This is a genomic window from Rhodococcus sp. I2R, assembly GCF_020889545.1.
GTDB lineage: Bacteria > Actinomycetota > Actinomycetes > Mycobacteriales > Mycobacteriaceae > Rhodococcoides.
This window is the reverse complement of record NZ_JAHUTG010000018.1, coordinates 1-13,732: the sequence shown is the minus strand read 5'-3', so window position 1 is coordinate 13,732 and position 13,732 is coordinate 1. Positions and strand designations below refer to the sequence as shown.

Below are 13,732 nucleotides of genomic sequence, written 5' to 3'. Positions count from 1 at the left end.
TTAGCGGGTATTTCCTGCTTCAAGAACCCCATCATTCGGACGGACTAACGTACGACTTGTCTGCACTTTCCGCGGAAGACACACTACTGTTCCCCCGAGCGCGCAACACCAGCGATCATCGCAATCGATCACCACCCGAGTGGGTTACCAAGCGGGTTTTCGCAGAAACGAGGAGTCCGGGCGCATGACCGACAGCACCGACACCCACTCGACCGACCGTCGAGGAAACACCAGCCGCAAGCGACCGATCCTGCTGATCGTCGGGGTCGTCCTGGTGATCGTGGTGGCATTCGTGGCCTGGCTCGCCTACGAGGCGGTGTCCGCGAAGTCCAGCTTGGAGACAACGCGCGACGCCGCCAACCGGGCGAAGGACGCACTTCTCGACGGCGATGTGGCGGGCGCGCAGGCCGCGGCCGCCGACGCGGCCGAGTCCGCGAACGATGCGCAGAGCTCGGCGTCCTCGCTGCCGTTCACCATCGCCGGCGCCATCCCCGTGCTCGGCAGCCCGCTGGCTACGGTCTCCGAAATATCCGATGTGGTGCAGGGACTCGCGGTCGACGTTCTCGAGCCCGCGTCCGCGGCCAGCGCATCGATCTCGCCCAACAGTCTCCTCGAGGGCGGTGGCCGGGTGAACCTGCAGGCCCTCGTCGACGCCGAGCCGATCCTCGCCGAGACGTCCGCGGCTGCCGAGGCCCTGTATGCGCAGGCCCAGGCCATCGAGGACCCGGCGTACCTCGGCGTCGTCCAGGACGCGCGTGTCCAGCTGGAGAACCAGACGCACAACCTCGCCGGGTTGCTCACCAACACGTACACGGCGAGCCGGATCGTCCCGACAATGATGGGCGCGGACGGCCCCCGCTCGTACTTCCTGGCTTTCCAGACCAACGCTGAGGCCCGCGGCACCGGTGGGTTGCTGGGTGGTTTCGGCATCCTCCGCGCCGAGGACGGTACCGCGCGGGTGGACACGCTCGGCAGTAACAGTGACTTGGATTTCGCGGAGCAGCCCATCGATCTCGGGCCTGAGTACAACGCGCTGTGGGGCCCCCGCAACACCACGGTCGATTTCCGCAATTCCAATGCGAGCCCGCACTTTCCGTATGCGGGCCAGATCTGGTCCTCGATGTGGACGGAGCAGACGGGTGAGCAGCTCGATGGTGCTATCGCCACCGATCCGATCGCGTTGAGCTACATCCTCGACGCGACGGGGCCCATCACTCTCCCCGACGGCGAGGTGATCTCCAGCGACAATGTGGTCGAGGTGACGTTGTCGACGGCGTATGCGCGTTTCGGTGATGATCAGTTGGCGCGCAAGGCATATCTGCAGGAGATCGCGGCTGCGGTAGTCAACGAGATGACGACGGGTGTTGCCCCGACCCGCGAGCTGCTCGACGCCGTGGGCCGCGCAGGCAGCGAGGGACGTATCTCGGTGTGGAGCGCGGATCCGGCTGTGCAGGATGTGTTGGCGCCGACGAAGGTCGGGCACACATTGCCCGTCGATCCGGTTCCGTATGCCAATGTGATCGTCAACAATGCTGGCGGCAACAAGTTGGATTACTATCTGGCGCGCGATATTTCGTACACTGCGCAGTCCTGTGACGGCGATGTGCGGACGTCGACGGTGACGGCGACGCTCACCAACAATGTCAATGCGGACGGTTTGACGCCGTACGTGGCGAGCACGTTCCAGCCGGGTGTTCCGTACGGCACCAATGAGGCGATCGTGTATCTGTATGGGACGCAGGGTGCGTCGATTACGTCGATGCAGGTCGATGGCGTGACTGCTTTCTCGGTGCAGGGCGGGGTGGAGTTGGGTCATCCGGTTCGAGCGGCGTACGTGACTATCCCTCCGGGTGAGTCCTCGACGGTGACGTGGGAGCTCGAGGAGCCGACCGTCGCCGGGGAGGCTGTGGTCCCGGTGCAGCCGTTGGTCGATGATCCGACTGTCACTGTCGATGTGCCGGTGTGCTCGTAGCAGCTGCGACTGATCCCCGGGGGCTCATGGGAGCCCCCGGTACGTGCCGCAGTTGTGCTGCGGCGGTGCGTGACTCGCGCGGGCGAGTGTGGCGCGTCGGCCGACGCTAGGCGCTGTGTTTTCGTACTCGGTGTTTTCGTCTTCGGTGGTAGCTGGGGATGGGTTGTTGTTCGGGATCGGTTTCGGCGGGCGGGATGACCTGCGGGTGGCCGTCTTCTCCCATCGCGAGTTGCCAGTCGGTGTTGTGGATCTGCCGGTGGCATTCGGTGCAGAGGAGGGCGAGGTTGTTCAGGTCTGTCGCGCCGCCGTTCTGCCAATACGTGACGTGGTGGACTTCGCACCATTGCGCTGGGCGTCCGCACATGACGCAGCAGTGGTCGCGGATGGTGACAGCGTCGCGTTGGGCTGGTGTGGCGAGTCGGATGGTGCGTCCGAGTGCGAGTGGGACGCCGTGTGCGTCGACGATGACCGGTGTGAGGTCGGCGTCGCAGGTGAGTAGTTCGGCGAGGTGGCGGCTGATGGGGCCGGTCCAGTCGAGGCGGAACGGCCAACGCGGGTCGTCGGGTGTCGGCGGGCCACCCGCGCGGTCACCGGCCGTGCGTTCATCAGCGGCCCGGCCATCGCCACCGCCATCTCCCGCCCGGTCGCCTCGGCCACCGTCTCCTCCACCGCCCGGTCCGTCCCCGGACTGCTTCTCATCGGGCGGGCCGTGGGGCGGGCCGTGAGGCGGTTTTTTCATCAACTCTGCGAGCGGGACGATCAGCTTCACGTTGGTGCTGCTGGGTCCGGTGTTGTGGTGTCCGTTGAGGTACCGGTCGAGGAGTTCGGCGAGTCCGTCGGCGTTGCGTTTGTTGGGGGTTCGGGGGTCGCGGGTGCCATCAGCGGAAGGCGTGGGTGCGGTCAGGGGTGAGAGGGCTGTTTTGAGTTTTTCGGTGGTGAGTTTGTCGAGGTTGCCGTCGATTTTGCTGCGCCCGTTGGCGAGTGGGTAGATGCCGAGGGTGTTGAGGGCGGTGTTCTCGGCGACCGGCACAGGCGGTGGGCCGGGCGGCGGCGCAGGTGAGGCAGGTGGCGCAGGTGGTTGGTCGCCGGGCTTGCTGTCGGGACGGGAGTTCTTGTCAGCGGCCTGTTGGCGTTGTTCTTCTTCGCGGCGTCGTCGTTCGGGTTCGTGCCGGGCTCGGGCATCGCAAGCGGCTTGGTGGGCGAGTTCGTGGGCGCGGTCGGTGACTGTTCTGGGCAGGGATCGGGTGGCGATGTCGAGCAGTACTGTTACGGCATCAGCTTGGTGTGTGTCGGTGAGGGTGGGGTTGGCGGTGAGGATGGTGGAGTGTCCGTCGGCGATGGCTTTGGCGTGTAATTGGTGGATGGTGCCGTCGGAGAGTGCTTCTGCCACGGATGGGTGGGCGCCGAGCCAGTAGCCGAGGGCGATTTGGTGGGCGGCGTTGCCTTCGGGGATGCGGACGGCGTTGCTGTACCAGCGTTTGATGGAGGAGTGTCCGAGTTTGAGGGCGAGTCCTCGGCGTTCGGCTTCGGCGAGTAGGGCGAGTCGGGATGCGGCCAAGCTGGTTTCGGTGGTGTGGATGCGCGCGAGTGCGGTCACGATGTCCTGGTCGGACAGCGTGTGTGCTGTGGTGAAGCCCCCAACTTCTTCCATGCCACGAAAGGTACAACGAGGCACCGACAAGAACTCGAATCGACAGGCAGCCCGCTACCACCGCTCATAAATCGACGTCGGCTGCAGTGGCTCCTCATCCCGCACAACAACGCTCCCGGCCGGTGAATCCGGCTCCGCCACTACGGTGTCGACGAGCCTTCCGACACGTGGGTCGTCCAGCAGCTCGCGTCGGATGCTCTGGGCGGCGCGCGTAGCGTCGTCGAGTGCCGCCGCGTGGGTGCGTGCGATCAGACCCTCGGCGGCATCCGGTTCCAGTTGCGAAAAGTGCTGACTCAGTGCGATATCGGTGATTCGGCCGTCGATACCGACTTCGATGCGCACGTGTGCGCCGTCGGATCTCGCGTGGCCCCGAACCGATTGCAGGGCCAGCTGGACGCGTGCGGCTTTGGCGGTCAGTTCCTCGATCGCCACGGCATCGGGGCGAGGACTCACTGTGTGCCCCGGAGCTGTTCACGGAATGCGGCTTCCGCCTCGTCGTAGCTGTGGGCACTCGCCAGCGCGGCCTCCCCCATGTGCCGGATGCGGTCTGCTGTGGCCCGGTAGGCCGCGAGTATCGGTTCTGCGGATGCAGCAGCGGCTGCACCGAAGGCCGAGTCGGGCATAGCCGCCGCGCCCGCCGCCGCTGGAGGTGTCGGGTTAAACGATGCGACTGCTTCCGATGTATCGCGTAGCGAGGTCGACAACGCGCGCAACGATTCCGAGTCGGCTTCGAGCATCTTCATCCCTTTCCGTTCGATGAATCCGGTCTCACGGCTGCTCGATCACCCCGGGACCTTGTGCGTCGAGATCGGTCCCGTTCTCGAACGGGAAGCACGGCGAGGATCCACTGAGGCTCAGGTACCCGCTGGTGCTGAGTTGTGCGGTCAGCGTGTACTCGTCGGGCGAGGTTCGCTGTGCGTACCGGTCGCCGTCGGGGGCTCGATCGTCGCCCGTCCAACCCCACTCGGTCCACCGCTCCACCACACTTTTCAACCCTGCCGGTCCGTCACCGCCGTCGACCACCCAAAAGCCGACACCGAAGTACTCGGGCCCTTCGACGACGGTGTTGCTGTCGTAGCAGGGCGCGAACCCGCCGTACCCGAGATCCCCCACAGGCAGTTCGGGGTGGACGCGGTCCAACCTCCCCCCGGCCGGCAAAGCGGCCAGCGACTCTTCGAGATGTTCGAGGGTGCGGTTCATGCTTTCATCGGACGTCAAAGACTCGTTCACGCTCTTACCTGCGGTATACGAGCACCCGAGCACCAACACTGCAACCATGAACAGCCCGGCCACTGCCCGGCGATACGACGACATCATCGTCTCCTACCTCGTTCCCGCGACGATTTGGGCCATTCCCAGGAGGGACTGGCTCTCCTCGACGAAATAGTTGCTGTGCGTGGACGGAGAGAACCCGATGTCCACGCCCACGATGTTGACGCTGGGCCCCGGGTGACTGTCGAATACCGTCGCACCGAAGGATGGGTTCGTGGGGTCGGCGCCGTGCCCGAGCTCGCCCGTGGGAAGGCCGAACACCGAGGCCGCCACGCGGATGCCGTCCACGCCGTCGCCTATCCAGGTCACGGGATCAGAGGATGCAGCCGTCGCGAAGATCCGTTCGTTGTTGGACGTCGGGTCGACGTTGTCGAGGCTCAGTTCGCCGACCCCGTTCACTCCGTGTCCGACGCCCGGGCTCCCGGCGAACACCACGTTGTCCACGGCCAGCGAGTTGCCGTCGCTCATGGCGTGCCCGATGACGGTGCTGCCGTAGCTGTGCCCGATCACGGTGTTGAGTGACGGTGCACCCTCGTGCGCGGCGCGCAACCCGTCCTGGAAGCTGTCCAGCCGCGGTGCGCCCGCCTCGGCGTAGACGGCCGATGCCGCATCGGGCAACTCGGGTGGGGCGTTGTAGCCCACCCATGTCACGACCGCGTTGTCACCGTCGTTCAACCTGTTGGCGGCGGTGAGCAGAAATTCGGCCCGCTCCATGTCCCCTCCCAGTGACGGCAACCCCGAGCTCGTGCCGGGCACGTATGTCGCGACGTGGCCGGCAATGTCGGGGTTGCCCAATGCAATAGCGCCGCGGCCTTCGGCATCGATGTTCATCAGCAACCGCTGTGGCCCGTCCTTGTCGAGCTGCGTCCGGACTTCGTCGTATCCGAATGCGGACTTCTCCGCGTCGGCGCGCTCGTCGAGCCACCGGTCCAGCTCACGCTGGTTGGCGCTGTCCTCGTCGGTGAGGATGCCGTCGGTAGGTGGCAGGTTCTCACCGTTCATCCAATCCGGGTGACGCGCTTCGATGGCGTCGAGGTCGGCGTGTGCGTTGTCGCGCAACGTCTCCAGCAGTTCTTGGTTGTAGCGCGACTTGTCGATTGCGGGTAGGCCGTCGCGGTTGCCGATGGTGGGATCCCATGCTGCCAGGCCGTCCTTCTCGGCCGGGGACAGTCCATCCCAGAACTCTGCGAGCGCGACGGGATTATCGGGGAGGAACGCCTCGCCGTCGAGGATCGCGCGCACCTCGGGCCCGTAAGAGGCTGCGGCGGGGGCCGAGGTGGTGATGTCGGCGAGGTCGCCGAGTGCGTTCTGCAGTGTTCTCGCGCAGGTCCGGTCGGCCTCGGCCGCAGCAGCGAGAAGTGGCAGCAGGCGGGCCTCGATGGTTCTTGCCTGTTCGTCGAAACTCGACTGCAACAACATGTCGACGACGATCTCGCCGGTGGAGCTGATGGGTGCGATCACGGCGCCGACATCGTGGACGGTGAAGCCCGCCGCTACCGCGGAGTCGACGACGGCCAGCGCCGGTTCCCGTATCGCGCCGAGCTCACCGGCCGCTTTCGCGAAGGATTCACTGATGACGGCGACGGCGGTGACGATGTGGTTTTCTGCGATTCGGTCGGCCAACGAGCGGGCCATCGCGGCTGCGGCGGCATCTCCCTGCCAGGCTGCGAAAGCGTCGTCGGTTCGGCGTGCCATCTGCGACATCTGCTCGTCGAACTCGTCGTTGATGCCGGCCACCTCGGCTGCGACACCGGCCAGTGACCGCGGCGTCCAGGCGCGCAACTGCGAGACCAGTACGGCCATCAGCGTTCTCGCCTCGGTTGTGCGCACCGTTCACCGCTTGCGCGTACGCAACCGCCCCCGATGTCCCCCATGGACCGCTTCCCTCCCCCGGGCGCCCTCCCCGGCGCGTGGGCCAGAATAGCAGCGTCGTCAGACTCGCCGGATCGATGCGAGCAGGAGCTCACCGATGCGGGCGTGCACGGCATCGGTATCGTCCTCTGTCGCAACGGTGCTCAAGAACAGCGATGCCCCGGCCGCCATCGCGAGCAATGCCCGCGCGTCGAGCTCGGCATCTTCCGAGTCGCGCGGCGAATCAGCCGAGAACAGTTCTGCCGGTGGGCCGCTGAAGCTGAGCCAGAGCTGGCGACGCAGGTCCTCGTTGCGGGCGAAGGTGCTGAGCAGTCCGGGCACGGCCGCACGCACCTCGGGCTGGGCGAACAGTTCGCGGCTGCCGGTGGCGACCCACTGCACCCACCCGGCGGGGTCGGTGCCGTCGAACGGTGTGAGGTCGGGCGTCCTACCGAGGATCGCGTGCAGCACCAGTTCGGCTTTCGACGACCATCGCCGGTCGATGGTGGTTCGGCCCACCCCGGCGCGTGCTGCGACTCCGCGCACGCTGAGGTCATCCCATCCGAGTTCCATCAGCAGTTCGCGGGTTGCGCTCAGCACCCGGTCGTCGATGCTGGTGTCGCGGGGTCGACCGGATCTGCCCGCGCTCGGTTTCGTCATTTCAGTCACGCACCTCGTCCGTTCCTCCTATTGTGATGCCACTGGCATCGAAAACATAGGTGATGACGTGAGAGTATTCGAATCTGCAGCTCTGGGTCCCTTAACGCTGCGCAATCGCGTCATCAAGGCGGCGACGTTCGAGGGCCGCACTCCCGAGGCCCTGGTCACCGATGACCTCATCGAGTTCCATCGCACTGTCGCCGCGGGTGGCGTCGGGATGACGACGGTGGCCTACTGCGCGTGCTCCCCCGAGGGGCGCACCGACCGCCACCAAATGTGGATGCGCCCCGAAGCCGTGCCCGGCCTGACGCGTCTGACGGACGCCATCCACGCCGAGGGCGCCGCCGTTTCCGCGCAGATCGGTCACGCGGGACCCGTCGCGAACTCGGTGTCCAACCGCGCGACCGCATTGGCACCGTCCTGGCAGATCAGTCCGCTGAGCCTGCGGCTGACGAGGACTGCGACCGTCTCGGACATCACTCGCATCGTCGCCGATCATGCCCGGGCGGCACGGATCGCCGCGGATTCCGGGTTCGATGCCGTCGAACTGCACTTCGGCCACAACTATTTCGTCAGTTCGTTCCTCAGCCCGGCACTCAATCGCAGATCCGACGGGTTCGGCGGCTCTCTCGTCAATCGTGCGCGGGTGGCGCGGGCAGTCGCGGACGCCGTGCGCGCCGAGGTCGGCACCGATCTCGCCGTAATCGCGAAACTCAACATGGACGACGGTGTACCAGGCGGGTTCTGGCTCGATGAAAGCCTGGCGGTGGCACAGTGGTTGGAGTCCGACGGTTCGCTCGATGCAATCGAATTGACCGCTGGCAGTTCACTGAAGAACCCGATGTACCTCTTCCGCGGTGATGCGCCGCTACGCGAGTTCGCGGCGTCGTTCCCGCAGCCGCAGCGCGCCGGCATCCGGATGGTCGGCAGCAAGTTCCTCCGTGCCTACCCGTACCGCGAGGCGTATCTGCTCGATTCTGCGCGCCAGTTCCGTGACGCGGTCCGCATGCCGCTCATCCTGCTGGGCGGCATCTCGAACAGGTCGACGATGGATCTGGCGATGGCCGAGGGGTTCGAGTTCGTGGCGATGGCACGTGCGCTACTGCGTGAGCCGGACCTGATCAACTCCATGCAGAAGGAAGACCGCTCCACCTCACTGTGCATCCACTGCAATCGGTGCATGCCGACGATCTACAGCGGCACGCGCTGTGTGCTGACACCCTCGGGGAGTCTCGGATGAATCGACTGCAGGGACGAGTGGCTCTGGTGAGCGGCGCCGCACGTGGGATGGGACTGAGTCATTGCCGCGCGATGGTGGCCGAGGGCGCGCAGGTTGTCCTCGGTGACATTCTCGACGACGAGGGCGCCGCGGCCGCTGAGGAGTTCGGCGACGCCGCGCTGTACGTGCACCTCGACGTCACCTCACCGGAAAGCTGGGCCGACGCCGTGCAGCAGACCACTCAGAAGTTCGGGCCCGTCTCCGTACTGGTCAACAACGCTGGGATAGTCAACGGCAATCTGATCACGGCCTACGAGTTCGAGGATTGGCAGCGCATCGTCGACATCAACCTCACCGGAACGTTTCTTGGTATGCAGGCATGCGCTCAATCGATGATCGACGCCGGTGGCGGCTCGATCATCAACATTTCCTCGGTCGAAGGGTTCCGCGGCAGCCCAGGCCTACACGGTTACACCGCAACGAAGTTCGCAGTGCGGGGCCTCACCAAATCGGTCGCCCTCGAACTCGCGCCCCACAAGGTGCGGGTCAATTCGATCCACCCCGGGTTCGTGCGCACTCCCATGACTGAGAACATCCCCGAGGACTTCCTACAGATTCCGCTGGGCAGAGGCGCCGACCCATCCGAAGTGGCCGCCATGGTCGTCTTCCTCGCCAGCGACGAATCCTCCTACTCGACAGGTTCCGAGTTCATCATCGACGGCGGACTGATGGCGGGCGTCCCGCATCGGACGTTCGACTAGTAGACAGAGCCAGAGAACAAGATTGGCGCCACGTACGTTCGATAGCGTGTCAGCGGCCCGCGAGAACTCGCCTGTCGAAAACGAGCAGGGCAACCCCGAGCAGAACCACGGCCATCGCGGCCAGCACTGCCGCTTCCGTGAGCACTGACGCAAGCCCGTTTTCAGTCAGTTCTCGACGCCTGTGAGGATGGCATCGCGACTCTGCGGATCCACACCGACAGCCGGCTCGTCGAGAATGATCAGGTCGGGCTCGTGCAACAGGCCGGCACCGATGTTGCTGCGACGCTTCATACCTCCGGAGTAGGTATCGATTCGATCGTCGGCACGATCGGTCAGGCCGACGAGTTCGAGAACTTCCTCGATCCGCGTTCGAAGACGGACTCGGCCCAGCCCGTACAGGCGGCCGAAGAACCGTAGACTTTCGCGCGCCTACAGTTCGGGGTAGACCGCAATTTCCTGGGGTACGTAGCCGATTCGCTTCTTGGCTTCGCGAGGGTTCTCCGCCATGTCGATGTCTCCGACGTAGACCTCGCCGGAGTCGGGTTCGACCAAACCGACCATCATGCCGATGGCCGTGGACCTACCTGCACCGTTCGGTCCGAGCAGTCCGTATGCCTCGCCTCGTCGAACCTGCAAGCTGACTCCGCTGACGGCAGCTTTCTCGCCGTAACTCTTGGTCAGGTCGACGCATCGCAGAGCAAATTCCTGCGATGCGATCTGAGGCGAGTTGCTGACGGCGGCTGCGGAAACGGCCGGCCGACTCACAGGGTACTTTCGAAGGCACTCTTCGGCCTCGCGTCGAGCATGTACATCTCCGTTCGATGTGTAGACCCATGTCGCCAATAGCATTGTCCAGAATCGACTTCGGCCTGCGCCGCCCTCATCGGACCGTGACTGCACCCCATCGGGGCTGCCCCGTTTGGCGCGAGTCATGATCACTCCCCGTCACGCGTACCCCGTCACGACTGCGACTCACCGCCTCCATCTGAAGGTCAGAATAAGCCGACCGCGAAGAATTTCAAATGGCGTATATCTCTCCGCCAACGAGAGGACCAATGGGTCGGTTTCTGTTGTACACTGCCGATTCGTTTCGGTCGCGCTAGCGCTTGCAGGCTTCGAGCGTGCTGAGGAGGCGGCGTTAGTTGAACCAAGGACGAGTGACTCTCGTGAGCGGCGCCGCGCGTGGGATGGGACTGAGTCAATGCCGAGCAATGGTGGCCGAGGGCGCGCAGGTTGTCCATTGTCCTCGGCGATTCGCGACGAGGAAGGCGCCCCGGTCGCTGAGGAGTTCGGAGGCCTACGAGTTCGAGAATCGGCAGCGCACCGTCGACATCAACCTCACCGGAACGTTTCTCGACATGCAGGCGTGCGCTCAGGTGCGGGGCCATGCCGGTGCCAAGGCGGTGATGCCGGCTAGGTCGGCCATGGCGTCGGTCAAATGCGGCGGCGCAGACACCACCCAACTTCCGCTACCGACTCGAAACGTGGCATGAGATTGGCCTGGAACGTTCTGGCTGTCGATCCGAACTCCGCGTTATTACCGTCTGCCAGTAGCGCCACACTCGCCAACCCAAATCTTTGGCAGGCCCCCTACGATGAGCTCTGCGCACAGGGTTCGCGGCGCGCTTGAGGTGGTTGCGGCTTCATCACTTCGACAGTGACAGATCGACGATCGGGAACAAACGATGCCAACAGAGAGGCCGACAATGCCGATTGACACGAGCAAGACGACCGACGCTGTAATACTCGTGGGAGGTAAAGGCACTCGACTCCGGCCTCTAACCCTGTCGGCGCCGAAACCGATGCTACCCACTGCCGGTCTACCATTCCTGCATCACCTGCTCGCGCGGATCAAGGCGGCGGGCATAAGTCACGTCGTTCTCGGCACGTCGTTCAAGGCCGAAGTGTTCGAAGCGCATTTCGGCGACGGTTCCGCGCTTGGAATCGAACTCGAATACGTCACCGAGACCGAGCCCATGGGTACGGGCGGCGGCATTCGCAACGTACTACCCAAGCTCCGTGCCGACAACGTCGTCGTGTTCAACGGTGATGTCCTCGGGGGTACCGACCTGACAACCGTGCTCGATACCCACACCAGAACCAATGCAGATGTCACCCTTCATCTCGTTAGAGTTGGTGACCCCCGAGCCTTCGGCTGCGTACCCACCGACGAGGACGGCCGCGTCACCGCCTTCCTCGAGAAGACGCAGGACCCACCGACAGACCAGATCAATGCCGGATGTTACGTATTCAAACGCGAGATCATCGAGACCATCCCACACGATCGGCCGGTGTCCGTCGAACGTGAAGTCTTTCCAGCACTTCTAGCCGAAGAAAAGCGAGTGTACGGTCACGTTGACAGTGCCTACTGGCGCGATATGGGTACACCTGAGGACTTTGTCAAAGGCTCAGCCGATCTCGTTCGTGGGATTGCACCGTCTACGGCGTTAAGCGGTACACGCGGCGAATCGCTCGTGCACCCGAGTGCCGGTGTTGCTCCCGGTGCGCTCCTCATAGGCGGCACGGTAATCGGACGCGGTGCCGAAATCGGCGCGGGCGCGAGACTCGATGGCGCGGTCGTGTTCGACGGGGCAGTGATCGAGGCCGGTGCTGTGGTGGAACGATCCATAATCGGATTCGGAACTCGTATCGGCCCACGCGCACTCGTTCGTGACGGTGTCATCGGTGACGGTGCCGACATCGGAGCGCGCTGTGAACTTCTGCGCGGCGCGAGAGTGTGGCCGGGGGTCAAAATTCCCGACGGTGGAGTGCGATTCTCGACCGACGTCTAAGCGGCTTTGGTCATCGGGGACGAGCTCTCGGTCTACGAACATCAGTCTGCTCGGCTCGCTTGGCCGATGCTGCTCACGGACATGCACGGCTTGGACTGGCGTGTCCCCGGTGAACAAGACTAAGGTGCACCGACTCTGGAAAGAGGAAGGGCTGCAGGTGAGGATCCATCACCCTCGCACACGCGCCGGTATCTGTTCCAGTCCGCAGATCGACACCGATGCACCGAAACTAGTATGGGCACTTGATTTTCAGTTCGACACGACCGTCGACGGGAAGGCCACCAAGACCGCGTCGATGATCGACGAGCACACCCGGTTGTCAGTGCTGAACATCGTCGAGCTGTCGATCACCGCTCAGCGGCTGACGGAGGAGTTGGAGAAGGCGTTCGCATTGTGGGACGGACCATCGTTGGTGTTGCGGATGGACAACGGTCCGGAGTTCATATTGCAAGTGCTGCAACAGTTCTGCCGTGGTCGGGTCGGGATCTGTTATATCCCGCCGGGGACACCACGGAACAACGGCCACATCGAATCCTTCAACAACCGGCTACGGAAGGAGTGCCTGAACCGGAACTACTGGACGAGCCTGCTCGAGGCGAAGGTGGTGATCGAGGACTTCAAGGACGACCACAACCACCGGCACCGCCACTCGTCGCTGAGCTACCTCACCCCGTCCTGGGGGTGCCTCCCGCTTGCGGGGGCGTACGCTGCGAGATGGCTGCCACACCCACCAACCGGTGGATGGCTTCGAGATCGACTGACATCAATCAGAACCGGCTTCAGAACGATGTGGTCAGACTATCGGGGACCTGCCAAGACCTCTACAACGAGACCACGCGGAACAGGCTACTCCGGGGTGACTACCTACGCTTCACCCACGAGGTTGCGGATGCCACACACCAGTCCTGATCTGAGTATCGTCGCGCGGCGGCAACGACCAGACCAATCCGGCACCAGTGCATGCCAAAAGCGGCCCGGTTGTGCTCCGACCTGAATCAGGTCGCACCGAGCGCGCAGAGGCGGGAAGGATCGAGCTCTCTCGCGAAGAATCGATGCCGATTTCGAGATATCGTCGGCTTCGTTGGGATCTCGGTTCTCGCGCTCGAACTCCTTGATGCGCTGCAGCTTGTCGCTCATTGCACCGGAAACCTGTTTCGCATCGATATGAGCCTGCCTGGTCCAGTTCCCCATCGACTCCGAGCCGATGTCGACCTTCGGGCCGATCGCCTGACATGCGCCGTACAGGGAGCTGAATCCGCGCGGGTGGTCGAGGACCACCTTCACTGCACCACGCTTCTGGACAAGTTTAAGCTTCACCCTTCACAAAGACGCGAAGCGGCATCAAGCCCGAGACGGTTCGGAGAGTAGAGCGCATATCTCTTGGGGAAAGTTCTACCTGCTTCATACACACCCGCGTGTGCCAGTACGCGGTATCGGTGGACGACCTCACGTGTCGGTCTGTGTACGACCTGATGTGTCGGTGTCCGGCAGGTTCATGATGCCGGTGCTTCGACCGGTGTGACAAGTCCTTGCCGGTCTTTGAGCCGGTAGCTG

11 protein-coding genes and 3 pseudogenes are annotated in these 13,732 nt (G+C 64.1%); 6 read left to right on the top strand and 8 right to left on the bottom strand.

The window, feature by feature from the left end; translation table 11 throughout:
* The first annotated feature begins 184 nt into the window (after positions 1 to 184).
* On the top strand, positions 185 to 1,972 hold the full coding sequence (locus KVY23_RS17875) for a DUF4012 domain-containing protein (protein ID WP_230557640.1): 1,788 nt from the start codon (positions 185 to 187) through the stop codon (positions 1,970 to 1,972).
* Positions 1,973 to 2,078: 106 nt separating this feature from the next.
* Here the strand turns inward: KVY23_RS17875 and KVY23_RS17870 are convergent, their stop codons facing one another.
* The 6 genes from KVY23_RS17870 to KVY23_RS17845 form a co-directional block, all read right to left on the bottom strand.
* Positions 2,079 to 3,623, bottom strand: coding sequence for an HNH endonuclease signature motif containing protein (locus KVY23_RS17870; RefSeq protein WP_230557639.1), 1,545 nt, complete (start codon positions 3,621 to 3,623; stop codon positions 2,079 to 2,081).
* A 54-nt stretch (positions 3,624 to 3,677) separates the two neighbouring features.
* Positions 3,678 to 4,076, bottom strand: a complete 399-nt coding sequence (locus tag KVY23_RS17865) for a YbaB/EbfC family nucleoid-associated protein (RefSeq protein ID WP_230557638.1) — start codon at positions 4,074 to 4,076, stop codon at positions 3,678 to 3,680.
* Positions 4,073 to 4,366 (bottom strand): hypothetical protein, encoded by a 294-nt coding sequence (locus KVY23_RS17860; protein WP_230557637.1) that lies wholly within the window; start codon positions 4,364 to 4,366, stop codon positions 4,073 to 4,075. Before KVY23_RS17860 ends, KVY23_RS17865 begins: the two co-directional genes overlap by 4 nt.
* Before the next feature lie 25 nt (positions 4,367 to 4,391).
* Positions 4,392 to 4,940, bottom strand: a complete 549-nt coding sequence (locus tag KVY23_RS17855; RefSeq protein WP_230557636.1) for a hypothetical protein — start codon at positions 4,938 to 4,940, stop codon at positions 4,392 to 4,394.
* Between the two features lie 6 nt (positions 4,941 to 4,946).
* Positions 4,947 to 6,725, bottom strand: coding sequence for an alpha/beta hydrolase (locus KVY23_RS17850; RefSeq protein WP_230557635.1), 1,779 nt, complete (start codon positions 6,723 to 6,725; stop codon positions 4,947 to 4,949).
* Positions 6,726 to 6,827: 102 nt separating this feature from the next.
* Complete coding sequence (locus KVY23_RS17845; RefSeq protein ID WP_230557634.1) at positions 6,828 to 7,406, bottom strand: TetR/AcrR family transcriptional regulator; 579 nt, start codon at positions 7,404 to 7,406, stop codon at positions 6,828 to 6,830.
* Positions 7,407 to 7,473: 67 nt separating this feature from the next.
* Between KVY23_RS17845 and KVY23_RS17840 the strand changes: the two genes are divergently transcribed.
* A complete protein-coding gene (locus tag KVY23_RS17840) occupies positions 7,474 to 8,646 on the top strand; it encodes an NADH:flavin oxidoreductase (protein WP_230557633.1) in 1,173 nt (390 codons plus the stop codon).
* Positions 8,643 to 9,386, top strand: coding sequence for a glucose 1-dehydrogenase (locus KVY23_RS17835; protein WP_206511882.1), 744 nt, complete (start codon positions 8,643 to 8,645; stop codon positions 9,384 to 9,386). The genes KVY23_RS17840 and KVY23_RS17835 overlap by 4 nt, the downstream gene beginning before the upstream one ends.
* A gap of 165 nt (positions 9,387 to 9,551) precedes the next feature.
* Here KVY23_RS17835 and KVY23_RS17830 read toward each other — a convergent pair.
* Positions 9,552 to 10,151: pseudogene (locus KVY23_RS17830) on the bottom strand (ABC transporter ATP-binding protein).
* Positions 10,152 to 10,528: 377 nt separating this feature from the next.
* On the opposite strand from KVY23_RS17830, the pseudogene KVY23_RS17825 reads away from it, so the two are divergent.
* The 3 genes and pseudogenes from KVY23_RS17825 to KVY23_RS25300 all read left to right on the top strand — a co-directional run.
* Positions 10,529 to 10,621 (top strand): annotated as a pseudogene (locus tag KVY23_RS17825) (3-alpha-hydroxysteroid dehydrogenase); the annotation flags it as partial.
* Between the two features lie 471 nt (positions 10,622 to 11,092).
* Positions 11,093 to 12,178, top strand: coding sequence for a sugar phosphate nucleotidyltransferase (locus KVY23_RS17820; RefSeq protein ID WP_206511884.1), 1,086 nt, complete (start codon positions 11,093 to 11,095; stop codon positions 12,176 to 12,178).
* A gap of 295 nt (positions 12,179 to 12,473) precedes the next feature.
* Positions 12,474 to 12,839, top strand: a pseudogene (locus KVY23_RS25300) (integrase core domain-containing protein); the annotation flags it as partial.
* Between the two features lie 203 nt (positions 12,840 to 13,042).
* On the opposite strand, the gene KVY23_RS17815 reads toward KVY23_RS25300, so the two are convergent.
* Positions 13,043 to 13,462, bottom strand: a complete 420-nt coding sequence (locus KVY23_RS17815) for a hypothetical protein (RefSeq protein ID WP_230557632.1) — start codon at positions 13,460 to 13,462, stop codon at positions 13,043 to 13,045.
* Between the last annotated feature and the right edge of the window lie 270 nt (positions 13,463 to 13,732).